This is a genomic window from Streptomyces sp. DI166, from assembly GCF_900091315.1.
Lineage (GTDB): Bacteria > Actinomycetota > Actinomycetes > Streptomycetales > Streptomycetaceae > Streptomyces > Streptomyces fuscus.
Genome location: NZ_FLSP01000006.1, coordinates 84,652 through 108,388, shown reverse-complemented (window position 1 = coordinate 108,388; position 23,737 = coordinate 84,652). Strand labels below are relative to the sequence as shown.

General features: G+C 69.2%; 18 protein-coding genes and 4 pseudogenes. 13 read left to right on the top strand and 9 right to left on the bottom strand.

Going from position 1 to position 23,737, the window contains the following annotated elements; genetic code table 11:
• Nucleotides 1–10 precede the first annotated feature (10 nt).
• A complete protein-coding gene (locus GA0115233_RS04955) occupies nucleotides 11–490 on the bottom strand; it encodes a GNAT family N-acetyltransferase (protein ID WP_255310043.1) in 480 nt (159 codons plus the stop codon).
• A gap of 552 nt (nucleotides 491–1,042) precedes the next feature.
• Between GA0115233_RS04955 and GA0115233_RS04950 the strand changes: the two are divergent.
• A pseudogene (locus GA0115233_RS04950) lies at nucleotides 1,043–1,429 on the top strand (GNAT family N-acetyltransferase).
• A 30-nt stretch (nucleotides 1,430–1,459) separates the two neighbouring features.
• Here GA0115233_RS04950 and GA0115233_RS04945 read toward each other — a convergent pair.
• Nucleotides 1,460–2,131 carry a hypothetical protein gene (locus GA0115233_RS04945; RefSeq protein ID WP_093718831.1) on the bottom strand — a complete coding sequence of 224 codons (672 nt, stop codon included), beginning with the start codon at nucleotides 2,129–2,131 and terminating at the stop codon, nucleotides 1,460–1,462.
• 354 nt (nucleotides 2,132–2,485) lie between these two features.
• Between GA0115233_RS04945 and cseB the strand changes: the two genes are divergently transcribed.
• The 5 genes from cseB to GA0115233_RS04920 all read left to right on the top strand — a co-directional run bounded on the left by cseB (nucleotide 2,486) and on the right by GA0115233_RS04920 (nucleotide 10,146).
• Entirely contained in the window at nucleotides 2,486–3,214 is a 729-nt protein-coding gene (gene cseB, locus GA0115233_RS04940; RefSeq protein ID WP_255310042.1) for a two-component system response regulator CseB, read from the top strand.
• 1 nt (nucleotide 3,215) lies between these two features.
• Nucleotides 3,216–4,469 (top strand): sensor histidine kinase, encoded by a 1,254-nt coding sequence (locus tag GA0115233_RS04935; protein WP_093718829.1) that lies wholly within the window; start codon nucleotides 3,216–3,218, stop codon nucleotides 4,467–4,469.
• 156 nt (nucleotides 4,470–4,625) lie between these two features.
• The gene (locus GA0115233_RS04930; RefSeq protein ID WP_093718828.1) at nucleotides 4,626–5,627 is read left to right on the top strand and encodes a D-alanyl-D-alanine carboxypeptidase family protein; all 1,002 of its coding nucleotides are present in this window, start codon (nucleotides 4,626–4,628) and stop codon (nucleotides 5,625–5,627) included.
• Between the two features lie 17 nt (nucleotides 5,628–5,644).
• Entirely contained in the window at nucleotides 5,645–6,634 is a 990-nt protein-coding gene (locus GA0115233_RS04925; protein WP_255310053.1) for an endonuclease/exonuclease/phosphatase family protein, read from the top strand.
• A 224-nt stretch (nucleotides 6,635–6,858) separates the two neighbouring features.
• Nucleotides 6,859–10,146, top strand: coding sequence for a GH92 family glycosyl hydrolase (locus tag GA0115233_RS04920; RefSeq protein ID WP_093718827.1), 3,288 nt, complete (start codon nucleotides 6,859–6,861; stop codon nucleotides 10,144–10,146).
• Nucleotides 10,147–10,212: 66 nt separating this feature from the next.
• Here GA0115233_RS04920 and GA0115233_RS04915 read toward each other — a convergent pair whose 3' ends face one another.
• Nucleotides 10,213–10,668: an Lrp/AsnC family transcriptional regulator gene (locus tag GA0115233_RS04915; RefSeq protein WP_093718826.1), complete on the bottom strand. Its 456-nt coding sequence runs from the start codon at nucleotides 10,666–10,668 to the stop codon at nucleotides 10,213–10,215.
• Nucleotides 10,669–10,743: 75 nt separating this feature from the next.
• Here GA0115233_RS04915 and GA0115233_RS04910 point away from each other — a divergent pair, with 75 nt between their 5' ends.
• Entirely contained in the window at nucleotides 10,744–11,352 is a 609-nt protein-coding gene (locus tag GA0115233_RS04910) for an RBBP9/YdeN family alpha/beta hydrolase (protein WP_313895801.1), read from the top strand.
• A gap of 19 nt (nucleotides 11,353–11,371) precedes the next feature.
• On the opposite strand, the gene GA0115233_RS04905 is transcribed toward GA0115233_RS04910, so the two are convergent.
• Complete coding sequence (locus tag GA0115233_RS04905; protein WP_093718824.1) at nucleotides 11,372–12,034, bottom strand: response regulator; 663 nt, start codon at nucleotides 12,032–12,034, stop codon at nucleotides 11,372–11,374.
• Entirely contained in the window at nucleotides 12,009–13,181 is a 1,173-nt protein-coding gene (locus tag GA0115233_RS04900) for a sensor histidine kinase (RefSeq protein WP_093718823.1), read from the bottom strand. Before GA0115233_RS04900 ends, GA0115233_RS04905 begins: the two co-directional genes overlap by 26 nt.
• A 175-nt stretch (nucleotides 13,182–13,356) precedes the next feature.
• Here GA0115233_RS04900 and GA0115233_RS04895 point away from each other — a divergent pair, with 175 nt between their 5' ends.
• On the top strand, nucleotides 13,357–15,606 hold the full coding sequence (locus GA0115233_RS04895) for an MMPL family transporter (RefSeq protein ID WP_093718822.1): 2,250 nt from the start codon (nucleotides 13,357–13,359) through the stop codon (nucleotides 15,604–15,606).
• Between the two features lie 32 nt (nucleotides 15,607–15,638).
• On the opposite strand, the gene GA0115233_RS04890 is transcribed toward GA0115233_RS04895, so the two are convergent.
• Nucleotides 15,639–16,226, bottom strand: a complete 588-nt coding sequence (locus GA0115233_RS04890; protein WP_093718821.1) for a histidine phosphatase family protein — start codon at nucleotides 16,224–16,226, stop codon at nucleotides 15,639–15,641.
• Between the two features lie 244 nt (nucleotides 16,227–16,470).
• Between GA0115233_RS04890 and GA0115233_RS04885 the strand changes: the two genes are divergently transcribed.
• Together GA0115233_RS04885 and GA0115233_RS04880 are read left to right on the top strand one after the other, a co-directional pair.
• Entirely contained in the window at nucleotides 16,471–16,689 is a 219-nt protein-coding gene (locus GA0115233_RS04885) for a CbtB domain-containing protein (RefSeq protein ID WP_053753999.1), read from the top strand.
• A gap of 15 nt (nucleotides 16,690–16,704) precedes the next feature.
• Entirely contained in the window at nucleotides 16,705–17,451 is a 747-nt protein-coding gene (locus GA0115233_RS04880; protein WP_093718820.1) for a CbtA family protein, read from the top strand.
• A 906-nt stretch (nucleotides 17,452–18,357) separates the two neighbouring features.
• Here the strand turns inward: GA0115233_RS04880 and GA0115233_RS04875 are convergent.
• Both GA0115233_RS04875 and GA0115233_RS41615 read right to left on the bottom strand, forming a co-directional pair.
• The gene (locus GA0115233_RS04875) at nucleotides 18,358–18,867 is read right to left on the bottom strand and encodes an Imm21 family immunity protein (protein WP_093718819.1); all 510 of its coding nucleotides are present in this window, start codon (nucleotides 18,865–18,867) and stop codon (nucleotides 18,358–18,360) included.
• 425 nt (nucleotides 18,868–19,292) lie between these two features.
• A pseudogene (locus GA0115233_RS41615) lies at nucleotides 19,293–19,660 on the bottom strand (polymorphic toxin-type HINT domain-containing protein); the annotation flags it as partial.
• Between the two features lie 86 nt (nucleotides 19,661–19,746).
• Between GA0115233_RS41615 and GA0115233_RS04865 the strand changes: the two are divergent.
• From GA0115233_RS04865 to GA0115233_RS04855, 3 genes and pseudogenes are all read left to right on the top strand, one after another.
• The gene (locus GA0115233_RS04865) at nucleotides 19,747–20,091 is read left to right on the top strand and encodes a hypothetical protein (RefSeq protein WP_093718818.1); all 345 of its coding nucleotides are present in this window, start codon (nucleotides 19,747–19,749) and stop codon (nucleotides 20,089–20,091) included.
• 7 nt (nucleotides 20,092–20,098) lie between these two features.
• Nucleotides 20,099–20,840 (top strand): annotated as a pseudogene (locus tag GA0115233_RS04860) (transposase); the annotation flags it as partial.
• Nucleotide 20,841: 1 nt separating this feature from the next.
• Nucleotides 20,842–21,499, top strand: a pseudogene (locus GA0115233_RS04855) (AMP-binding protein); the annotation flags it as partial.
• 81 nt (nucleotides 21,500–21,580) lie between these two features.
• Here the strand turns inward: GA0115233_RS04855 and GA0115233_RS04845 are convergent.
• On the bottom strand, nucleotides 21,581–23,647 hold the full coding sequence (locus GA0115233_RS04845) for a carbohydrate binding domain-containing protein (protein ID WP_218063397.1): 2,067 nt from the start codon (nucleotides 23,645–23,647) through the stop codon (nucleotides 21,581–21,583).
• Between the last annotated feature and the right edge of the window lie 90 nt (nucleotides 23,648–23,737).

Sequence of the window (23,737 nt, the reverse complement as noted above, 5' to 3'; positions counted from 1 at the left end):
AGCAGGTCCATCAGCAGGCCGTCGTGCCAGGCCCCGTCCGCACCGCGTTCGTACTGGCGCATGATGCCCACTGGTTTGAGCCGACCTTCTCGTAGCAGCGGATGGCCGCGGCGTTGTCGGCCGCGGGGTCGATGACCAGACGGTGGTAGTGGAGATCGTCGACGAGATGGCATGCCAGTGTGCGGATCGCGTCGGTGCCGACGCCTCGGCCGTGCACCGCGGGGTCGAGGAAGAGGTCCATGCCCGCGTGGCGGTAATCGGGCTCGTCCTCGGAATGCCACTGGATCATGCCGACAATCCGCTCGCCTTCGAAGATCGTGAACGAGTTGGTGCCGGCATGCGCGAGATCGGCCCTGATCTCGGATTCCAGGTCCTCACTCCCCCGCCACCGGGCACGCACCTCAGGCGTGGCTCGAATCGCGGCCAGCGCGGGGACGTCCCGGAGCGTGGTGGGTCGCAGGCGTACGACAGCGCCGAGGAGTTCCGTCACGAGGGTTGATCCTAAAGGGGCAGTTCGCGTCATAGTGATCGATTCGTGTGCGTGGTTGCCCGGAGGGGCGTGGTCGCGAGGGCTGGGAGAGCAGCGACTGTCGACCACCGCGAACTGCACGACCTACGCGGCTGTCCTGTGGCGCGAACGCCGCCGTGGGGCAGCACGACCCACATCGTCTTTCCACCGTCAGGGGTGCGCTCGGCGAAAGTGCGGCCGCCGAGTGGCTCCGCGAAGAGACAGACGATGGCGAGACAGCGGCCGTGAGCGGCCTCCGCCTCGGCGGGCATCGCGGCGGGAAAATGCGGATCGCCGTCGTGCACACCGATGCAGATCACGCTGTCACTGAGGACCACTGTCACCTTGATGACGTCGGTAACAGCGGCCGCGTGGCGGACGACGTTGGTGCACGACTCGCTCAGCACATAGGCAGCCGCGTCGAATGCGTCGCAGTTCTCGGGAACCTTCGTGAGACAGGAAGGCGCCCACTGGGCGCTGCGGTCCGCACAGCCGGAGGACGTCGAGGCCGTAGCGGAGTTGCGGGCAACGGTGATGCGTCCGGACCTGGAGCGGCTGGGACGGTTCGACGAGCACCGGGTTCGGCAGCGGCCCCGGGATTCCTTCTCCCTCCAGTATTCGTGGATCGTAGAGGTTGATGGAGCCTTCGCAGGCTGCGTCACGTTGCGGCCGGCGGACCGCGGGCTGTGGCTGGAGCACTTCTATCTCAGCCCCTAACTCCAGGGCCAGGGCCTCGGATCGGCTGTCATGCGCACCGTGCTGAAACGGGCTGACGCCGACAACATGCCAGTCCGCCTGAACGTCCTCCAGGGCAGCCCCGCCCAACGGCTGTACGAACGCCATGGATTCACCGTCGAGGACCAGGACCCGATCGATGTCTTCATGGTGCGCCAACCGGGTGCCCGGTGCCCCAACACGTGACCTCGATGGCTTGCTGAAAGCCCGTCCGGCTCAGTCGCCGTCGGTGACCTGGTAGAGGAAGATGATGTGGGACTCGTTGTCCGGCATCGCGTTCACGTCGTCGGACGGGGCGTCGATTCGGAAGTAGAACTTCGGGGACTTGAGGCCGCCGAGTTCGCCGTTGTCCTGCATCTCGGCGAGTTGCTTGACGAAGGTGTTGGCGTCCGGCGTCTTCGTGCCCAGGTCGCTCGCGAGCTTGCCGCTCACGACGATCTTGAGGTGGCTGTCGTCCAGCAGTACGTCCGTCGCCGACCCTCTCGCGCTGGACGGCTTGAAGACGGCGCCCTCGTCGACGCACTCGAAGTAACCCAGCACCATCCCGATCACCGTGTTCGGGGCCTCGCCGCCGAAAGTGACGGACTCAATCGCGCCGTAGGGGCCCTGACCGCCGTTGTCACAGACCGAACCCTTGGGCGGGGTCTGTCGGTCCGCAAAGCGGTACGTGCTGTCCTGGCTGCCGGAATCGCCGGTCCCGGTCGCGCCGGAGTCCTGCGTGCCCTCGCCGCTCGAATCGGCGTCCGGTGTGCGCGCGGAGCCGGCGGACGGGCTGGTGCTGTCCTGGGTCTTGTCGTTGCCTTCCTGCTCGCAGGCCGTGGTGGTCAGAGCGGCTGCGGCAGCCAGTCCAAGGGCAAACAGCTTCATGGTCTTGCGGGTGGCGCGCATGTTCGGAGTCCCCTGTGGCTGAGCGCACGTGATCATGTGCGTGGTCGATGAGTCGAGGGAAAGTGTGGGGGCGGAGCCAGACGTTCCGCGCCAGCGGCACTGGCTTGTTACTGATCAGGAACAATGCCGTGGGCTGGGCGCCGTAGCCAGCCTGTCCACTCCGGGACGGCGGGTCAGTGGACACTCTGTGCTGCCTATTGCGCGGCAAGCAGCCGGCCCGTTGATACCCGGCTGATACAGGGCTGAGCTGCGGCGGATACGGCTCCGCCGGACGCAGCGGACATAATGCGAGCCGGAGTACAGGCCGCCGCGTACGACGTCGGCGGCGCACGCGATGAAGGAAGGTCGGGCCCAGTGGCTGACGGGGACACCCCGGCACCCGTGTCGATCCTGCTGGTCGAGGACGACGAGGTGATCCGCAGATCTGTCGGGTTGGCGCTGGAGCGCTACGGCTACCGCGTCGCCACCGCCGGGGACGGTCTGACCGGGCTGGAGATGTTCCGGGAGGGCGGCCACGATCTGCTGCTGCTCGACGTGATGCTGCCCGGCCTCGACGGTGTGGGGCTGTGCCGCCGGATCAGGGAGACCAGCATGGACCCGATCCTGATGATGTCCGCGCGCGGCGACGCCCTGGACATCGTGTCCGGTCTGGAGGCGGGCGCCGACGACTACGTGGTCAAGCCCGTCGACACGGCGGTGTTGGTGGCCCGTATCCGGTCCCTGCTGCGGCGGGCCGTCTACGCACCCGCCGTGGCCCCGGCGGCGGCACCGGAACGCCCGGAGCTCTCCGCGTCCAGCAGCCATCTCCGCTTCGGCGACCTTGTCATCGACACCGCCGGCCTGGAGGTGTCCGTGGCGGGGCGGCCCGTCGCCCTGGCGCCCACCGAGCTTCGGCTGCTGCTGGAGTTCGCCGCCAACCCCGGAATCGTCCTCGACCGGCAGACCCTGCTGCGCAATGTGTGGGACTACGGCTGGGACGGCGACAGCCGCGTGGTCGACCTGTGCGTGCAACGGCTGCGGAAGAAGATCGGTGCCGAGCGCATCGAGACGGTCCGCGGCTTCGGCTACAAGCTGCGGCGCTGACATGAACGTCCTGCGCGACCTCGGCAACTGGCGTTCGCTGCGGTGGAAGATCGCGCTGCTCGTCGCCGTGTGCTGCTGCGCCGTCGCCCTGGCGGTCGGGCGGCTGGTGCACACCTCCACTCTGGAACGGTCCATGAACGACGGGGGCGCCAAGGCCATCGGGGCGTTGTCACAGGCCCTGGACGACTACGAGCGCGACGGCAGACCGCCGCTCGGGCTCCAGCTGTCCCCCGGCGCCCTCCCCGACGAACTGCTGCAGCGGCTGCGGGACGGGCGGGGCGCCAGCGGCGCGTACGTCACCTGGTACGACGGCGACAGCCCCGGCGACCATCCGTCGATGTGGGCGGCGCGGACCTACCGCGGGGAGCCCGTCGCGATGGAGGTCGACATGACCAGCGACCTGCTCACCCGCCGCGCCCTGGACCGGCACATGTGGAAGTACTCCCTGATCGCGCTGGCCGTGGTGGTGCCGTTCGCGGCGCTCGCCGCCGAGCTGCCGAACCGCAGACTGCGGCGGGTGGCGCGTACCGCGCGCCGTATCGCGGCCGGTGACCTCACTGCCAGGACCGCTGCCGGTGCCCGCGGCGGTGACGAGATCGCCGACATCTCCACCACGGTCGACTCGATGGCCGACAGCCTGCACCAACGCCTGCTGACCGAGCAGCGCTTCACCGCGGACGTCGCGCACGAACTGCGCACCCCGCTGATGGGCCTGGTCACCGCCAGTGGACTGCTGCCGGAGGGCGAGGCCACCGAGCTGGTCCAGGACCGGGTGAAGGTGCTGCGGACGCTTGTCGAGGACCTGCTGGAGATCTCCCGGCTGGACGCGGGCGCGGAGCGGGCCGAGACGCGGCGCGTGCCGCTGGCCGAGGCGGTGGCCGAGTCGCTGGGCCGCACCGGGCTGGAGACGCCGCTCCGGACCGCGGACCCGGCGTCCGTGGAGACCGATCCCCGTCGCCTGGACCGTATCGTCACCAATCTCGTGGTCAACGCCCACCGGCACGGGCGGCGGCCTGTCGTGGTGACCGTGGCGGGTACGACGGTGACCGTACGCGACCACGGCCCCGGCTTCCCCGAGGATCTGCTCGCCGACGGCCCCCAGCGCTTTCGCACCGGGGCGCCGGAACGGGGCCGCGGCCACGGCCTGGGGCTGACCATCGCCCTCGGTCAGGCGCGGGTGATCGGTGCCACCCTGTCCTTCACCAACGCGCCGGACGGCGGCGCCGTCGCCACCCTGCGACTGCCGGCCGCCTGACACACCCCCCACCACGACCCGCCCGCCCACTGTTACCTGACGGATGCACAGCCGAGCGGCGGCGAAGACTCGGCCATCGCTGTCCGGAGACCGGGCCCGCCCACAGTGACCGGTGTGCGCGAACGCCGCGCACCGTGCTCTGTGGAGGTACCGCTCATGCCCCCGACGTCCGTCCCGCCTCGGCTGCTCAGGCGCCGCCCTCTGTTCGCCGCGACCGGCACCCTGACCCTGGTACTGTCCGTCCTCGCCGTTCTCGCCGGGCTGTTCGAGGACGGGGACACACGGCGCAGTACCCGGGCCCCGGACGCGGGAGAGCCGTGGGACGCCGGACTGCCGTGGCCGCGCGAAGGGCAGGCCGCCGTGCACGTCGACGGCGTCGGCGGCCTGGGCTCGCACGGCTCGCAGACGCCGGTACCGATCGCCAGCGTGACCAAGGTGATGACGGCGTACGTGATCCTGCGCGACCACCCGCTGCGCGAGGGCGAGTCCGGTCCCCGGATCACCGTCGACCAACAGGCCGCGGACGAGTCCGTCTCCGGTGTGGAGTCCACCGTCCCCCTGGAACGCGGGCAGCGGCTGAGCCAACGGCAGCTGCTGGAACTGACGTTGATCCCGTCGGGCAACAACGCCGCCCGGTTGCTGGCCCGTTGGAACGCGGGCTCGGAGGAGGCGTTCGTGACGAAGATGAACCGGACGGCCGACGCCCTCGGCATGCGCCGGACCACCTACACCGGGGCCAGCGGTCTGGAGCCCACGACCAAGAGCACCGCGGCCGACCAGTTGAAACTGGCCCGACAGGCGATGCGCGACGAGGTCTTCAGGTCCGTCGTCGCCCAGCGTGACACGTCCGTTCCGGGATCGTCCCGCGCTCTTCCCAACACCAACGCGCTCCTCGACGCGCCCGGCGTGGTCGGGATCAAGACCGGCTCCAGCACTCCTGCGGGCGGCGCGCTGATGTGGGCGGTTCAGGTGCCCGACCGGACCGGACGACAGCACCTCGCCGTCGGGGTCGTCCTGCACCAACGCGCCGACACCAGTCCCCAGGAAGGCCTCTCGGCCGTGTTCGACAGCAGCCGCGCGCTCGTCGAGGCACTCCGGCACCGGATGTCCACGATCGACCCGGCGCAGGCGGCCGACACCGTCTCCCCGACCCGGTGAGCCGGAACATGACCACCGTGCTCGACTCCCCCACCGCCCCGCATCGGCCCGATCGACCGCGCCCGACGGGACGGTACGACGGTGTTTGGCGCAGGGGACGGATCATCGCCCTGCTCGCGGTCTCGGTCGCCGTCGTGATGCTGGGCCACTCCGTGCTCCCCGACCGGCCCGGTCATCTCGCGAGTCTTGTCCAGACGTTCCTGCCCTGGACCGGCCTCGCCGTGCCCTTGCTGCTGGTGTGCGCGGTGATCCGGCGTTCGGCCACGGCCGCCGTGGCCGTGCTGGTCCCCGCGATCGCCTGGTGCGCCCTCTTCGGCGGGCGCTGGGTCGACAAACGCGCCGCGGGTGGTGACTTGACGGTGGTGACGCACAACGTCAACGAACACAACCCGCACCCGGCCCGCACCGCCCGCGCCCTGGCCGACTCCGGTGCCGCGCTGGTGGCCCTGGAGGAACTGGGAGACAACACGCCGGTCTACGAGCGGGCCCTGGCATCCGCATATCCGTACCAGGAGGTGCGCGGCACGGTCGGTCTGTGGAGCAGGTATCCGCTCGCCGATGTCCGTACGGTCGACATCGCGCCGTGGCCCCGCGCCCTGCGTGCCACGGTCCGCACTCCCGAGGGCCCCATAGCGGTCTACGTCGCCCACCTCGCGTCCGTCCGGCTCAGCGCCACTACGGGTTTCGGCACGGACGCGCGCAACGCCGCGGCTCGCCGCCTCGCCGCGGCCATGGACGCCGAACCGCTCCCCCGGACACTGCTCCTGGGCGATCTCAACGGCACCACGGACGACGACGCCCTGTCCGTCCTGACCTCACGGCTACGCTCGGCCCAGGACGCGGCCGGTGCCGGCTTCGGTCTGAGCTGGCCGGCCTCCTTTCCGCTGGCCCGGATCGACCACATCCTCGTGCGCGGGGTGGAACCGCGATCGGCCTGGACGTTGCCGGCAACGAGCAGCGACCACCTGCCGGTGGCCGCGTCCCTGGACCTGGGGACCGGGCCGTAGGCGACGTGTTCGCGAGGGCGTGCCGACTCTACGGAGTCGGCATCCCGCACACGACCCGTCCCGCACCGACTCCCGCCCAAACCGTTGACAACGATGTCAGGCGCATGATCTAGTCCGCTCTCAGCCAGCCAGGTTCAACTGCCCGCGTGCGGTCACGGGTGACGCTCAGCACCCGTCTCCCGGGCCGCCGCGCCGGACAGTTGAGGAACAGGAGGCCCGCTTCCATGCACAGAGCCCTGCACCGACTTCGCAACCGCGTATCGACCGTGCTCGCCGCCATCGTCGTCGCCGGCGGTGTGATCAGCCCGGCATCGGCCGCCGCCCAGGAGGCCCCGGCGGCCGACGGTCAACTGACCTCCCTGGTCAACCCGTTCATCGGGACGCAGAACTTCGGCAACACCTTCCCCGGTGCGAGTGCCCCCTTCGGCATGGTTCAGGTCAGTCCCGACACCGGTGGCCAGGGCGGTTACGACTACCAGCAGGACAAGATCCACGGCTTCAGCCAGACCCACCTGTCCGGCGTCGGCTGCTCCGTCATGGGCGAGCTGCCGATCATGCCGACGACCGGAGCCGTCGACAGCGTCGACCCGGCCGACTACCGGTCCACGTACTCGCACGACGACGAGGACGCCGAACCCGGCTACTACCGCGTCGGGTTGAAGACCTACGGCATCGACGCCGAGCTGACCGCCACGCCCCGCACCGGCTGGCAGCGCTACACCTTCCCCTCGACCGGCCGCGCCAACGTCCTGTTCAACACGGGCAAGGCGAACCAGAGGGTCTACGAGTCCGAGGTGCATGTCGTCGGTGACCGCACCGTCGAAGGACGGGTGGAGGCGGGCAACTTCTGTGCGGGCAAGGACCGGCACACCGTCTACTTCACGGCGACCTTCGACCGGCCGTTCGCCTCGCACGGCACCTGGCGCGGCAGCACTCCCTCCCCCGGCGAGCGCGACGCGGCCGGTGAGGGCGGCAACGGCGCCTGGGTGACCTTCGATACCGCCGACGACCGCGATGTCGTGGTGAAGGTGGGCCTGTCCTACACGGGTGTCGAAGGCGCACGCAAGAATCTGAAGGCCGAGACCGGCGACTCCTACGACTTCGACGCCACGCGCGCGGCTCTGTATGCCTCGTGGGAGCGCCAGTTGGGCGCCGTCAAGGTCGATGGTGGGCCGCTGGAGCGTCGGCGGGCGTTCTACACGGCGCTCTATCACGCCCAGTTGCACCCGAACCTCGCCGGGGACGTGGACGGCCGGTACGCGGGGTTCGACGGCAAGACGCATGTGGCGTCGGGCTTCACGCCGTATCAGAACCTGTCACTGTGGGACACCCACCGGCCGCAGAACCAGCTGTTGCAGATGCTTCAGCCCCAAGTCGCCCGTGATGTCGCTCTGTCGGTCGTCGCGATCGGACGGGACGGCGGCTGGCTGCCGCGCTGGTCGCTCGCCAACAGCGAGACCAACATCATGACCGGCGACCCGGTCACGCCCTTCCTGGTCGAGGCGTGGTCCAAGGGGCTGCTCGCGGGGCACGAGAAGGAGGCGTACGCGCTGCTGCGGAAGAACGCCCTGAGCGCGCCGCCGGCCGACTCGCCGTACAACGGGCGGGCGGGAGTGGACGCTTACGCCGAGCGCGGCTACATCCCCAGCGGGCTCGACGTGGGCAAGGACTGTGCCGACAAGGGCGGCGACAACGACTGCCGGCACCCCGCTTCGGCGACCCTGGAGTACGCGGCGGCGGACGCGTCGCTGGCGTTGATGGCCAAGGGGCTGGGGCACTCCGCGGATGCCCGGCTGTTCGCGGCGCGTGGGCAGTGGTACCGCAACCTGTGGGACTCCAACATCAAGCAGTTCCGGCCGCGTACGGTCGACGGCACCTGGCTCACGCCGTACGACCCTGTCGAGGCGAGCCATCAGTTCCATGAGGGCGGGGCGTACCAGTACCAGTGGCTGGTGCCCCAGGACCCGGCGGGGCTGGTCGATCTGATGGGCGGCAGGCGGCAGACCGAGAAGCGGCTGGACGCCTTCTTCGCCTACGACAAGCTCCTCGCCGACCCGGCCAAGGCCGCGCGGGAGGACTGGATTTCGGCGCCGTACGACTACTACGGCAAGGCCACGTACAACCCGAACAACGAGCCCGATCTGCACGCCCCGTACATGTACCTGTGGGCCGGGGCGCCCGCGAAGACAGCCACCGTGGTCCGGGCCGCGATGACCCTCTTCACCGACGGACCCGACGGTATGACGGGCAATGACGACCTGGGCACCATGTCGGCCTGGTACGTCTTCTCCTCCCTGGGCCTGTACCCGACGACGAACGGCGGTGACTTCCTCGCCGTGTCCAGTCCGCAGTTCCCCTCGGCGGTCATCCGCATCGGCGCCTACGGCAAGCAGCAGGGCGGCACACTGACCGTCAAGGCGCCGGGTGCGAGCGACACGCGGCGCTATGTGCGGCGGGCCGAGTTCGGCGGGAAGAACCTCAAGGCCACCTGGCTGGACTGGGACGCGGTCGCCAAGGGCGGGCGTCTCGACTTCGAGATGGCCGAGAAGCCGTCGGCGTGGGGCACCGGCAAAGGCGCCGAGCCGCCGTCCGTGAACCGTGCGGCGGCCGATTCCCGTCGCCACCTCGATGCCTCGCTGCGCACCTCGTCCGATGTTGTGCCGGTCGCGGACAGCCCGCAGAGCGTGCGTCTGCAGATGGACGTCCTGGGGCAGTCACCTGGCTCGCTGCGGGTGGACATCACCGCGAAGACTCCCAGCGGCTGGAGCGCGAAGACCCCCGGTTCGTTCTCGCTCAAGTCCGGTCGGCTTCCTCTGCAGCGGACCGTGGCGGTGGACGTGAACGTCCCGGCCGGCACCGAGCCGGGCTCGTACACCGTGAGGATCACCGCGCGGGCCAAGGGCGTGAAGCCCGTGGAACGCGTCGCCACCATCGAGGTCCGCGCGGCGGCCCGCTGCGCGGAGGATGCGGGTGAGCAGTGTGCCTTCGGCCTCGGCAGGGAGCTCAACCACGACGGCACCGCGACCGTCGCGGCGCCCGACGAAGGCGACTTCGACGGGGCGGGGTGGAGCTTCGACGCGGAACTGCTGCCCGCGGCAGGGCCGGTGAAGTGGGACGGCGTCACCTACGAGGCCCCCGACCCGCGGGGCACGGCCCCGAACTTCGTCGAGGCCCGCGGTCAGTCCCTGCTGCTCCCGGCCGGGAAGTACCGGGCGCTGCGGCTGGTCGCCGTGGCACACCACGGGCCCGCGGCAGCGGCCCTCACCGTCCGCTACACCGACGGGACCACCAGCGAAGTGCTGGTAACCGTCGGCGACTGGGCCGGGTCGGCTCCTCAAGGCAGCGCGGTGGTGCTGGAGATGCCGCACCGGATCAAGCGGGGGCAGGGTGTGGACGGGCCGCCCGTGCGGCTGTTCGGTGCCTCGGCCGGGCTTGACGCGTCGAAGACGGTGCGGTCTGTCGGGCTGCCGAATGATCCTCGGGTGCAGGTGTACGCCATCACCCTCACGTAAGGTCCCGCGGCGCACATGACATGGGGCGGTGGCGCGGGGCGACGGTCCTCGCGGCGCCGCCCCGTGTCATGACGTTGTGGTGCCGGCGTCGGTCAACGGCTTCGGGGGGTAGGCGCGCAGGACGAGGGAGGTGGTGACGGGGCCGTAGCGGGCGAGCGCGTCGACTACCTCTTCGAGTCGTTCCGCCTGCGGGCAGTGGACGTCGAAGATGAGGCAGTCCTCCCCGGTGACTCGGAGCGTGGAGGTGATCTCAGGGGTTCGTGAGGCGAGGTCCAGGGCGCGTTGGAGCTGGGCGTGGGTGGTGCGCAGTCGGATGACCGCGTGGATGTTCAGGCCGAGGGCGGTAGGGTCGACGACGGCTCGGTAGCCGGTGATGACGCCGTTCCTCTCCAGCCGTTGGATGCGCGCGCTGGCGGCGGGCTGCGAGAGTCCGACGCGTCGGCCTATTTCCGCGCCGGTCAGCCGACCGTCCGTCTGGAGCAGGGTGAGGATGGCTCGGTCTGTCCGGTCGAGTGATTCCATCGTTGTCCGCACCACTTTCTTTGAGATCACTTGCCTCGCCGCTGGCGTCCAGATGCATCCAACAGAATCTGGGTCATGTGCTCCCAGGATCGCAGGGGGCGGCGAGTGAAATGGTGGTGGGCTGTGGTCGCGTACGTCATCGTCCCGGGGATCGACGGATCGGACGGGGAGCACTGGCAGACCTTGTGGGAACGCCAGTGGGGCGCCTCAGCGGTGAGGATCGCCCCGGCCTCGTGGTCCGCGCCCGAGCTGGATGACTGGGTCCGCGCTGTTCAGGGGGCGTACGTAGAGGCTTCCCGGCGGGACAGCCGTGTGGTGCTGGTGGCTCACAGTCTGGGGTGTTGGGCCGCGGCGGAGTGGCTGGCCAGGGAAACATACGGCCGGGTCGGCGGTGCGTTCCTGGTGGCGCCGCCCGACCCGCAGGGGCCGGCCTTTCCACGTCGGACGGCCTCGACGTTCATGGGTGTGTCAGCACGGCCGTTGCCGTGCCCGGCGCTGGTGGTGGGCAGCGCCGACGATCCGTACTGCGCTCCCGAGGTGGCCGAGGGCTTCGCTGAGCGGTGGGATGCGCGATGGCACCTCGTGGGCGCGTACGGACATATCAACTCCGCGAGTGGGCTGGGCTCGTGGCGGGAGGGTCGGGAGCTCTTGGACTCACTGACTCCTCGGGAACCTTCCCGCTGAGGCCAGGTCTCCTGGTACGTCACGTGCCGGGGAGGATACGGCGCGTCTCGTAGGCCCACATCGCGATCTCGACCCGGTTGCGGGCGCCGAGTTTGGCCATCAGGGAGGCCAGATGCGTCTTCACCGTGCTGAGGCTGATGTGCAGTGCGTCGGCGATCTCGGTGTTGGTCAGCCCGCGGGCCACGGCGAGGAGCACCTCCTCCTCGCGGGCGGTGACCGGGGAGACCGGCTGGGCCACGGGTCGGCCGCCGGGCAGGCCCGCGAAGGCCTGGAGCAGACGGACGGTGACGCTGGGCGCGATGAGCGCCTCCCCGTCGGACGCCGACCGTACGGCTTGCGCCAGTAGGTCCGGGCCCGTGTCCTTGAGCAGGAATCCGCGGGCGCCGGCGCGCAGGGAGCCGTAGACGTACTCGTCCAGGTCGAACGTAGTAATGACGACCACGGCCAGCGGGTCGGCGACGCCCGGGCCTGCGAGCAGCCGGGTCGCTTCGAGCCCGTCGAGTTCGGGCATGCGGATGTCGAACAGGCAGACGTCGGGGCGCAGTTCACGGGCCAGGCGTACCGCTTCCCGCCCGTCGGCCGCTTCGCCGACCACCTCGATTCCGGGCTGGGCGTTCAGCATGATCCGCAACCCGGTGCGGATGATCGCCTGGTCGTCAGCGACGAGGACGCGAATAGGCACCGCGCTCGCTCCTCGCTGTCGGCAGCTCCGCTTCGACTTGCCACCCCCGGTCGGTACCCGGACCGGCTCGTAGCGAGCCGCCGAGGAGGGCCGCGCGCTCGCGCAGTCCGGCGAGTCCGTATCCGTCGCGAACTCGGCCGGTGCGTTGGCCGTTGTCGCGGACACTGACCCGTACGGTGTGGTGTTCCGCGGTGACCCGGACGCCGACCTCGGTCGCGCCGACCGCATGGCGCATCGCGTTGGTCACCGACTCCTGCACGATGCGGTAGACGGCCGCGTCCACGGCCGGGGGCAGCGAGGCCAGCTCGCCGTCGAGCCGCAGGTCGACCTTGAGGCGATCGCCCGGCGCGCGCACCAGGCGCTCCAGATCCGCGACGCCTGCGGGCGGTGCCAGCTCGGCGCCCACCCCGCGGTCGCGCAGCGCGGCGACCATGGCTCGCATTTCCTCCAGCGTGCGCGCCCCTTCCTCCTCGACGCCCTCCAACGCCTCGACGGCGGCGTCCGGGTCGGTGGCGGCGAGCACCCGGCCCGCCTGGGCACGGATCACGATGGCCGACACGTGGTGGGCCACCGTGTCGTGCAGTTCCCGGGCGAGCTGCTCACGCTCGCGGGAGCGCACCTGGTCCATTTGCCGCTCGCGAGCGGTCCCCCAGAACCGTACGGCCGCCCCGATCATGCCGGGCAGCAACAGGAAGACCAAGCCCACGATCTGTTCGGCGGGCGGGGTGTCGTCCATGACGGCGCACAGCGCGAAGGCCGCCAGGACCGCGGCGGCGCCCAGCACGATGTCCCGTCCCGACCCCCACCGGGGCAACGCGTACACCAGGACGAGCACCACCGCGCTGGTGTCCAGGCCGACGGGCTCGCCCCTCGCGGCCACCAGCGAGGCCAGCTGGAGCAGGACCACCGAGCCGAAGGCCAGCGCGACCATCGCCAGCGGGCGGGTCCGGCGCCACAGGAGCAGCAGGCACAGCCCTACGGCGAACACCGCCGCCACCGGCCGCCACACCACGTCCTCGCGCAGGCCGGCCTCCAGCGCCACAGCGGCAAGGCAGACGGCGAGCAGAGCCCAGTCCCGCCACACCCGGGCGGGCGCGTCGGGCGGCCGGGGCTCGGTCCACAGGGTTCGCAGGTCGTCTCGCAGCACGGCTCCAGGGTCCGGCATCGCGCGCTGCCGCGCATCGGCCGAAAGGACGGGACATCACTCCGCCCCGGGGCCGACGGAATCGCGGCCCACGGGCCGATCCCGCAGAGCGCCGTGGCGAGGAGCCTCGGCATCGGCGGCCGTACAAGGACGGCCACCGAGGTGGTTGGAGGACCCGATGCTCTCGAAAGCCCTGTTGCGCGTGGGCGCAAGCGCCGCCCGCCATCCCTGGCGGGTGATCGCGGCATGGCTGATCGCCGTCACTCTTGCCGTCCTCGCCGCGATCGCCTTCGGCGGGCGTACCGCGGACTCGATGACCGCTCCGGGGCTGGACTCCCAACGGGCCGCGGAACTGATCGAGCAGGCCGGTACCGGGCAGGAGGGGATGACGGCCCAAGTGGTCGTCACTCCCCTCGACGAGGGTGCGACGTTCGTCGACGACGGCGGTGCGCGCACCGCTCTCACGCGGTTGCAGACCGAGGTGGAGCGGCTGCCGCACGTGCTCAGCACGAGCGACCCGGCAGGGGCGCTGGACGCGGGCGGGGGCGCTGCCGTGCGCGACGGCCTGGTGTCGGCCGACGGGCGGATCGCGGTCGTCCGGGTGCAGTACCCCGACCAGAGCCGACTGTCGGCCGATGACCTCGACGCCCTGGTCGCGCTCGGCGACCGGCTGCGCGCCGAGCTGCCCCTGCGTATCGAGATGGGCGGGGACCTCTTCTACGCCTTCTCCGACCCCGACGGTGGCGTGAGTGAGCTGATCGGCCTCCTCGCGGCGGCCGCGATCCTGTTCCTGGCGTTCGGTTCGCTCGTCGCCGCCGCGCTGCCGATCGGGATGGCGGTCTTCGGCCTGACGGTCGGGGTGGCCACCATGACGGTACTGGCGGGGGTCACGGACGTCCCGACTTTCGCGCCGGTGCTGGGCAGCATGGTCGGGCTCGGGGTGGGCATCGACTACGCGCTGTTCGTGCTGGCCAGGCACCGGGAGTACCTCGCGCGCGGGGACGAACCGCACGAAGCGGCCGGGCGCGCGGTGGCCACGGCGGGGCGGCCGGTGGTCTTCGCCGGTGGCACGGTCGTCGTGTCGATCCTCGGCCTGGCGGTCGCGAACGTGCCGTTCATGACGGTGGGCGGGATCGCCGTCTCGATCGTCGTACTGATCATGGTCGTCGCGTCGGTGACGCTGCTGCCGGCGTTCCTCGGAGCGGCCGGCCCGCGTCTGGGGCGGGTCGGCCGGATCGGCCGGGCTCTTCGGGGAAGGCGGCGGGGTGGGGCGCCGGATGCCGTCCCCGCCGCCGGGTGGCGTCGCTGGATCGCGCACGTCAACCGGCACCCGGTGCCCTACGCGGTCGGCGCGGCGGGGCTGCTGCTGGCCGCGGCGCTGCCCGTACTCGGCCTGCGTGTCGGCCTGCCCGACGACGGCTCGATGCCCCAAAGCCGTACCGAGCGCCGGGCCTACGACCTTGTCGCCGAGGGGTTCGGCCCTGGCACCAACGGTCCCCTCGTCATCGCCGTGGACCCCAACGGTGACCCGGGAGTGCTGGACCGACTCGCCGGGTCGGTCGCGGCGGATCCGGGCATCGCGTCCGTCGCGCCGACGCGCATCGACCGGGCCACCGGCATCGCGACGCTGGTGGTGTTCCCGACCACCAGCCCGCAGGACAAGGCCACGGCCGACACCATTGCCCGGCTGCGCACCGACGTGCTGCCCACGGCGATCGGGCACGGGCCGGCCAGGGCCCATGTGGGCGGCGCCGCCGCGAGCCTGTCCGATGTGGGCCAACGCACCAGCGAACGCCTGCCGCTGCTCGTCGCCACCGTGCTGGCGATGTCGTTCCTGCTGCTGATGCTGGTGTTCCGGTCGGTCGTCGTACCGCTCAAGGCCGTACTGCTGAACGTGCTGAGCATCGGCGCGGCCTACGGCGTCATGGTCGCCGTCTTCCAGTGGGGCTGGGGAGGCGCGCTCATCGGGCTGGAAGCGACGGTTCCGATCGTGTCGTTCATCCCGATGTTCCTCTTCGCCATCCTGTTCGGCCTGTCGATGGACTACGAGGTGTTCCTCCTCTCCCGCGTACGCGAGGAGTACCTGCGCACCGGCGACAACGGCAGGGCGATCGTCGAGGGCGTTTCGCGCACTGCCCGGATCATCACCTCGGCGGCCCTCATCATGGTGGCGGTGTTCCTGTCCTTCGCCGTGGCCGAGGACCCCTCCACCAAGATGTTCGGGCTCGGCCTGGCCACCGCGATCTTCATCGACGCCACGGTCGTACGCATGGTGCTGGTACCGGCGACCATGACACTCCTCGGCCGGGCCAACTGGTGGCTGCCGAAGTGGCTGGACCGGTTGCTGCCCCGCGGCCCGGTCGGCGGCGACGACACCGACGCGGAATCCGTGGGCGAGGCACCGCGTCCACGGCTGGTGGACCGTTGACGCCCCTGGTGAGGTGAGGTGCCTGATCCACGTCATTGAGACACGTGCCGACCACCCGTCGCGGCGACGATCCGCAGGTTCCAGCGGCCGGATCTGCTCGTGAGCTGGAAGAAGGACAGGGGCGGGACGTCGATGCGCCAGAACGACGGCTCCGGTGCGCCGATGGCGTGGAGCAGGGCCGCGCGTGCCACGTCCTGTTCGACAATGGCCAGGGCCCGTCCCGTGTCGTCGGGCAGGCTGTCCAGCCAGGCGGCGGTTCGGCGGCACAGTTGAGCCACCGACTCGCCGCCGTGCGGGGCGGCTTCGGGGTCCGACATCCAACTGGCCAGTCCGACAGCGTCGTTGGTGGCGACCTCGTCCGGGGTCAGGCCCTGCCAGCTGCCCATGTCCATACCTCGCAGGGCCGGTTCGACCGTGACGGCGTCCTCGCGAGCGACGATCTCCGCGGTCTGTCGGCATCGTCGGGAAGGCGCCGAGAGTACGGCGTCGGCTGCAGGCAGGAGTCCGGCGACTCTTCGTGCCTGCTCCAGGGCTTTCGCGTCCAGCTGAGTGTCTCCGCCGAACCTCGGGTCGCGCTCTGTAGGAGCCGCGGCGCACAGCAGCGTGAGCCGGATCGTCATGGTGGGCCTTTCCGCGGGGTCGGTTCGTCGTAGGTGGCGTACGCCATGTTGGCCGAAGTCCTTCTTGCCTCTACCATCTGGGGCGACAAGGACGACAGCGCCACGGAAGTCCGGTGAAAGCCCGGCACGGTCGCGCCACTGTGTGCCACACCCGCCCACCAGGCGGGGATGGTGAGTCAGACCCAACGCTGTCGTCGAGTGCTCCACACGATGCGGGACGCGTAGTTCCCGAGGAGGTCTCGCCATGGCGCAGTCCACTGCCGCCCCCACCCCCACCACCCAGACCCTCACGCCGCTGCCGCTGCGGACGATCGCCCCCTGGGCCGTCTTCTTCGGCGTCCTGATGCTGGTCCTGCTCTACTTCGTCGGCGCCGAGCAGGGCGCGACCGCCCTGGTCTCCGGCGAGGGCGTGCACGAGTGGGTGCACGACGCCCGCCACCTCCTCGGCTTCCCCTGCCACTGACGGAGCCTCCCCTACATGAACTCCGTCACCGTACGCACCCTTCTGGTGCGCGGCATGCTCGCCGGCCTCGGCGCCGGCGTGCTCGCCTTCGTCTTCGCCTACCTGGTCGGAGAAGGGCCCGTCGACGCGGCCATCGCGTTCGAGGAGTCCAACTCCCATGAGCACGGCGGCGAGGAGCTCGTCAGCCGTACCGTGCAGTCGACCGCCGGTCTCGCCACCGGCGTACTCGTCTTCGGCGTCGCCATCGGCGGCATAGCGGCACTCGCGTTCTGCTTCGCGCTGGGTCGTGTCGGCCGTATCGGGGCGCGGGCCACGGCTTCGTTCACCGCGCTCGCCGGGTTCCTGCTCCTGTACCTGATCCCGACCCTGAAGTACCCCGCGAACCCGCCCGCCGTCGGCAACCCCGACACCATCGGGGAACGCACCATCCTGTTCGTGGGCATGATCGTCCTCAGCGTCCTGCTGGGCATCGCCGCGGTTCTGCTGGGGCGCAGACTCGCCCCTGGTTGGGGCAACTGGAACGCCTCCATCACCGCCGGGGTCGCCTTCGTGGCGGTCATGGCGGTGACGATGGCTGTCCTGCCGTCGGGCGACAACACGCCCAAGGGCTTCCCGGCGAACGACCTTTGGGAGTTCCGGATCGCCTCCATCGGCACGCAGGCGGTGCTGTGGGCCGCCTTCGGGCTGCTGTTCGGCTACTTGGCCGAGCGGGTGCTTGAGCCGAGGGTGACGCGGGGGAAGGTCTCCGCGCTGGCGGCCTGAGCGAGCAGCCGTCCGGCGGGGCTACCGGGGGCGCGCCCGGGGGCCCCGCCGTTGCTGTACCCATTGCTCGGTCTTCTGCGGTGCTATGCACTCAACCGTTGCTGTCAGCTACTGCCGTCACGCCACACAGAAGTCCCACCAGAAGCGCCTGACGGTGCCTCAATTTGCAACCATTGCCCAACATAGTTGCCTCGGCACGATTAGCGAGGCTTCACCACTCCATCCCGGGGGACAGGAACACCACGTCCGGCAGGAGCTCCCCGCGATTGGGCGTCAGGGGCCAGTCCGGCATGGCCTCTCAGGACGAACGCGACCGATCCACCTTCAGCACCGCCTTCATCTGCTCTGCAAAGCAAGTCGCAGCACCGGTCCGGCGCACAAATCGAGTCGCGGGAACACTGCGGCGTACAATTCTATCAGGAATTACAAACCGCTCCAAATTTCGACTATGGGTGCTCCACCGGCCTCGTCAACCTTCAGGGAGTACCCCCCATCGGCCACCCTGATGCTCGGCCAGGAATACGGCGTTCTCTGATCGGAGGGGTCGCCGCCACAATTGTGGACGAGGATCAGCATGGCCTCACCAGTACATAGCACGCGCGTATGCGGCACCGTTCTACCTGTACTTCTCTCTTGCGTTCCGCTGGCGTCCATGGCTGTGCGGAAAGATCCGCAGTTTCTTACGCGCGGCCAACTGACATCACAATTTCTAGTCCAGGTAGTCCACATAAATCAGTCAGGAAGCATCATGAATCTCTCCGATTTCCGCGCGGCGATAGGACACACCAAACCGCCGCCACGTGATCGCTGACCGTGCAGGCGCCAGCCTTTTGTTCACGCAAAGCAGCATGCAACAGCACGTCCGACGGCGGAGGTGTGGATAGATTCCACGAGATATCCCCGGTATCACACCAGACGATATAGTGTGACCCAGATATTCCAGCGCTCACTCGGTGTGAGTTGAGCCACCTGCACATCTACTGGACCTGCCGGTCGAGGTACGCGCAGCAGCCGACGGGGAGGAACCTCCTTCCCTGGCCACACGGCGTCGAAGACAACTAGATCGCTTCCTGTGTCCCACTGCGTGATCGTTTCCCAACGCAGGGTGGGTAGAGCGTCGACAACGGTCTTAATCTCATTTACGTCCGAGGTTTTCGCCATCCGCTGCACGAACAAATCCAGGCTTGGCACGTAAGTCAGCGGTCCCTTTCCGCCCGCCAATACCAAAGCCTGCACCCCGGCGATGGAGTAAGTGCCAACGATGCCATCAGTTTGACCCGCCTGCCAGTAGTCAGTGGACTCTTCCGGGTCATCCTCGTCATCCTCAACCCCCCCTTGCCACAACTCCCGCACGGACTCCGGAAGACACACATAGAGCCCTCCCAGGGAATCAATCCACACCGTCTGGGCTGTCATTGAAGTGATCACTTCCTCTACGCGCCCGGAGCCCACAGCCCAGACGACCGTTGGGACCAGCTAGTGCCAGCGTTCAGCAGGTTCCTCGGCACAATCAGCCCAGACGGCCTCCGCCTGTATCCCTGAGGGTTCCTCCCAGTGAGCAGTTTAATGGCCACATTACCCTGACCTCTCATGCAGGTCTCGCAATGCGGATAGAGCATCTGCGGCGTTCCCTCAAGCACCAGCGACGTAATCGGCTGATGATCCGGGGTCCAGTGGCCAGATACCCTTGGGTTCGTCGCACCGCACGAGTAACAACCGAGGCGAGCACCTACGTCTTGAATCTGAGCGGTTTCCGCCGCTGACATCTCACCGAATTCCGAGACTTCCACGCCCTCCCGAGCATTTGGCCCGGGGAAGAGGAGGTCGCACTGCGCCGGACTGCTGTTGTGAACGAGTACAGGTGCGGCTCCGGCCAACACATAGTACGTATGCAAGTCACTGACAGTCAGGTTGTGAACCGTCGCCTCCTGCGCGGTCCACCGTTCCACCGCCGTGATCTGCACGCGTACGCCGGCGCTGGTGCGCAGCCAAAATCCGGACTTCAGGTCCGTGGCGTCGATCCACTCTCCGAGCTCGGGGACCCAGAACGGGTGACCGTCGGTCGCCGTGACCGAGGCGGACTTGCTCCCCTTCTCGCCATCGACATCGTGGTGACCTTGACGAGGTTCTTCAGACCCTGGCCCTTGATCTCGGCCGTGACCTTCTCGACCTTCGTCTTCCCGGTCTCCGGATCCGTGGCTAAGGGCTGTCCTGCAAATGCTGGCTGGGTTGCGCTCTGGTGAGGGCCGGGATACCCGCGAGCCTCCGACACGGCCGATGTGGCAGCCTGCTGACATGCCATGGGAGCTGCGAGAACATGCAGGCCGCCACTACGCCGTCCTGTTCCACTACGCGTTGCCTGACGATGCCTGGGCCGTGGAGCTGAGCGAGGCTGTGCCTGCGCCGGCCACGGGTGCCGAGAACCCCAACGCCGCGGTGACCCACTTGCCCGGCGCTGCCTTCCTGGTAGCGCTTGTTCCAGACGAGGACCCGAATCTGCAGCCGACCGTTCGCGTCTACAGCCCTGACGAGCGTGTTGTCCCCTACGAGGTCATGCGCTGGTTCATGGAGCAGGTGGCCGACCAGGTAGAACGCTGCCGCATCGCGTTCGAGCAGGGGGAACCTGAAGCAGTGGAATGATCACGCAGTGACTGGTGTGATCACGGTGTCGGAGCCGTCCTGGATAGCCCCGTTCACCGGGCTCAGCCCGCGGCAGTTCGGGAAGCTGGTGACGGTGCTGCGGCGCGAGGGGGCGGACGCGGTCCGCAGGGGCCGGCTGTGGAGTCTTCCGCTGGAGGACCGGGCCCTGCTGGTCGCGGCCTACTGGCGAACGAACCTCACGATGCGGCAGCTCGCCCCACTGTTCGGGGTGTCCAAGTCGGCGGCCGACCGGATCATCGACCACCTCGGGCCGATGCTCGCCCTCCAGCCCCGCAAACGATTCGCGAAGAACACCGTGCTCATCGTGGACGGAACCCTCGTCCCCACCCGCGACCACACCATCGCCGAGCGGTCGAAGAACTACAGGTACTCCACCAACCACCAGGTCGTCATCGACGCCTACACCCGCCTGGTCGTCGTGGTCGGTCGGCCGCTCGCCGGGAACCGCAACGGCTGCAAGGCATGGGTGGAATCCGGTGCCAAGGCCGCCGTCGGCAAGACCACCACGATCACCCGACGGCGGCTACCCGGGCACCGGACTCGTCATCCCGCACCGCCGCAAGCACGGCCAGACCGAACTGCCGGCCTGGAAAGAGGAACACAACAAGTCCCACAAGCAGGTCCGAGCCCGCGTCGAGCACGCCTTCGCCCGCATGAAGGCGTGGAAGATTCTCCGCGACTGCCGCCTCAAAGGCGCCGGCGTCCACCACGCCATGCTCGGCATCGCTCCACTCCTACGCCTTCGACTTCTCCGTGTGGGAGATGTGGGGCGCCCTGCTCCACGGCGGCCGGGTGGTCGTCGTTCCTTACGACGTCAGCCGCTCGCCCCAAGGCTTCGTGCAGCTGCTGCACCGCGAGGGTGTCACGGTCCTCAGCCAGACGCCGTCCGCCTTCGAGCAGTTGATCGACGCGGACCTCGAACACGACGGTGACTGTGCGGCGTTGCGTTACGTACGGCATCACCGAGACCACCGTGCATGTCACCCATCACCGGCTGACCCGGGCCGACCTGGACGGCCCGCGGCGGGGCAGCGTCATCGGGCGGCCCCTGGGCGACCTGCGTGTCCATCTCCTCGATGCCGAGGGGCGTCCCGTGCCGCCCGGTGCGGTCGGTGAGATGTACGTCTCCGGCGCCGGTGTGGCCGCCGGATATCTGAACCGGCCGGAGCTGACCGCCGAACGCTTCCTGGAGGACCCGTTCGGTCCGCCCGGAGCGCGCATGTACCGCTCCGGCGACCTGGCCCAGTGCCGCCCGGACGGGACGCTGGACTACCTCGGACGGGCAGACGCGCAGGTGCAGATCCGTGGGTTCCGGGTGGAGCCCGGTGAGATCGAGGCCGTACTCGCCGCTCACCCCCGCGTGGCACGGGCCGCCGTCGTCGTGCGCCGGCCGGTGACGTGACCGGCCCCACCGGACTCCGCAACGGGGGCACCGGTGTCAGCCGGTACCCCCTCACACGGCTGCGGTTCAGTTGCGCCAGGTGTCGTTCAGCGTGACCTTCCCGTCCGCGGGGACGGTGGCCGTGCGGTTGGCGCCGGTTTCCCAAGTGACGGTGCCGGAGGCGTCCTTGCGGATGTACTTGTACTCGAAGGACGTGCCCGCGGGGAGGTCCACGTCGAGCTTCCACACCGGGTAGGCGGCGGAGTCCAGCTTCAGCGCGGCGGCAGGCGCCCAGTCGCCGAGGGCTGCTTTGTCGCCGACTACGTAGATGTTCTCGCCGAGGACCGTGGTCGCGTTGACCGCGAAGGAGGCGCCGGGGTCGGTCTGCGGTTCGTCGCAGGGGTTGCCCGTGCCGATGACTCCGTTCTTGACGGTGAGGTCACCGGTGCCGAGGGCGTAGTCGGCACCGCTGTTGTTGTCCCAGGTGCCGGAGCCGTTGTTGAAGGCCGCCTTGAGGCCGGTGGCCGAGCCGAGGGGGATGCTCTTCTTCACCCAGCCCGCGCACGCGCTCTCCATGGCGACACCGGGCGGGGTGGTCCAGCTGCCGCCGGTGGGCGCGTAGTGGATGTGGTAGGCCGACCAGTTCTTGTCGGTGCTGTAGTAGACGGTGGCGGTGTTGTCGCCGGGCTCGTCCTCGACCATCGCGCCGATGTGCAGGGCGACGGCGTCGTTGCCGCTGATGGTGGCCGTGAACCTGCCGTCCCCGTCGACGGTGTACGTGGTGCCGGAGCAGCCGCCGTTCGCGGTCGGGTCGCCGTGCTGGATGTCGCAGTAGGTGCCGGCCGGGAGGGAGGTCTGGTAGGTCCGGGTGAGGGAGCCGCCCTCGTGGTTGATGGCGACGTACGCCTTGCTGCCGCGGCCGAAGGCGATGGCGTTGTTGCCGTTGTCCCACCAGTCGGTGAGGGCGGTGCCCTCGGAGACATTGCGGAAGTCCACCATGTTGGCGATCTGGCGCCAGGTGTGCTGGCAGCTCCAGCCGTCGCTGTAACAGGCGTTGACGGTACCGCCGTTGGGGGCGCCGGCGTCCCGGTTGCTGAACTCGTACCCGGAGTGGACGGACGGGGAGCCGTAGGGGTGGGCGAGCATGAAGACGTGGGCGAGCGTGTAGTTCGCGCCGTCGCGGTAGCTCAGGCTCGAACCGTTGCGCTCGGTGTCATGGTTGGTGACCATGGTGCCGCTCTGCCCGGACGGCATGTAGCCCCATCCCTCACCGAAGTTCTTCAGGTACGACAGCTTCTCCCCGGTCATCACCCTCTTCAGGTCGGTGGTGTAGCGGAACTCCTGGACGTCGCCGGTCGCCAGGTACTCGGTCGGCGAGACGGCCTCGCCCGCGCCGTAGATGGCCTCCTGCATCCAGTGGACGTTCGGGTCGGTGAGCCTGCTGCGGATGGCGGCGAGGTCCCCGGCGGCCATGTGCTTGACGGCGTCCATGCGGAAGCCGTCGACGCCCAGGGACAGCAGGTCGTTGAGATAGCCGGCGATCTTGCCGCGGACGTAGTCGCTGCTGGTGTTCAGGTCGGAGAGCGAAGGCTGTCCTGTCTCGCCCAGCTCGCACTCCTGGACGTTGTAACGGTCCTTGTAGTTGCTGCCGATGGGTTGGCGGCAACTGTGGAAGTCCGCGTCCGAGTAGGTGCCCGGGTAGTTGTACTTGGTGTACTGCGTGCCGGCGGTGCCGGTTCCGGAACCGGACGTCATGTGGTTCAGCACGGCGTCGACGACGACCTTCACGCCGGCGTCGTGACACGTGTCGACCATGGTACGGAATGAGTCACGGTCGCCCAGCGGTCCCTGGATCTTGTAGCTGACCGGCTGGTAGGCGGTCCACCACGCGCTGCCCTGTATACGTTCCTGCGGCGGGGACACCTGCACGAACCCGTAACCCTTCGGACCGAGCGTGCGGGTGCACTCACGGGCGATCGAGTCGAAGTTCCACTCGAACAGGACTGCGGTGACTTTCTTGCCGCCGTTCGCGGTGGGGGCTGCGGCGGCAGGCTGTGCGGGTGCGGCCAGAGCGGTGGTGAGGCCGAGGATCAGCCCCGCCCCCGCCAGCGCGGCGGTGGTTCGTCTTCGGGCGGGTGCTGTGTTCGTGTGCATGCGGCTCTCCAAAGGCTGGGGCAATGGATTGCGGGCACGGCTGTTACAGGCCGCACCTCTCAGCAAAATCTTGCTGAAACTTGCAGCAAG

Excerpts from the sequence above, each read along its gene's own strand:
- GA0115233_RS04865 (WP_093718818.1), top strand. The coding sequence starts at position 19,747 with ATGCCATGGGAGCTGCGAGAACATGCAGGCCGCCACTACGCCGTCCTG.
- GA0115233_RS04935 (WP_093718829.1), top strand. The coding sequence starts at position 3,216 with ATGAACGTCCTGCGCGACCTCGGCAACTGGCGTTCGCTGCGGTGGAAG.
- GA0115233_RS04890 (WP_093718821.1), bottom strand. The coding sequence starts at position 16,226 with ATGACGATCCGGCTCACGCTGCTGTGCGCCGCGGCTCCTACAGAGCGC.
- GA0115233_RS04920 (WP_093718827.1), top strand. The coding sequence starts at position 6,859 with ATGCACAGAGCCCTGCACCGACTTCGCAACCGCGTATCGACCGTGCTC.
- GA0115233_RS04895 (WP_093718822.1), top strand. The coding sequence starts at position 13,357 with ATGCTCTCGAAAGCCCTGTTGCGCGTGGGCGCAAGCGCCGCCCGCCAT.
- GA0115233_RS04915 (WP_093718826.1), bottom strand. The coding sequence starts at position 10,668 with ATGGAATCACTCGACCGGACAGACCGAGCCATCCTCACCCTGCTCCAG.
- GA0115233_RS04880 (WP_093718820.1), top strand. The coding sequence starts at position 16,705 with ATGAACTCCGTCACCGTACGCACCCTTCTGGTGCGCGGCATGCTCGCC.
- GA0115233_RS04875 (WP_093718819.1), bottom strand. The coding sequence starts at position 18,867 with ATGACAGCCCAGACGGTGTGGATTGATTCCCTGGGAGGGCTCTATGTG.
- GA0115233_RS04885 (WP_053753999.1), top strand. The coding sequence starts at position 16,471 with ATGGCGCAGTCCACTGCCGCCCCCACCCCCACCACCCAGACCCTCACG.
- GA0115233_RS04945 (WP_093718831.1), bottom strand. The coding sequence starts at position 2,131 with ATGCGCGCCACCCGCAAGACCATGAAGCTGTTTGCCCTTGGACTGGCT.
- GA0115233_RS04845 (WP_218063397.1), bottom strand. The coding sequence starts at position 23,647 with ATGCACACGAACACAGCACCCGCCCGAAGACGAACCACCGCCGCGCTG.
- GA0115233_RS04930 (WP_093718828.1), top strand. The coding sequence starts at position 4,626 with ATGCCCCCGACGTCCGTCCCGCCTCGGCTGCTCAGGCGCCGCCCTCTG.
- GA0115233_RS04910 (WP_313895801.1), top strand. The coding sequence starts at position 10,744 with ATGTGCTCCCAGGATCGCAGGGGGCGGCGAGTGAAATGGTGGTGGGCT.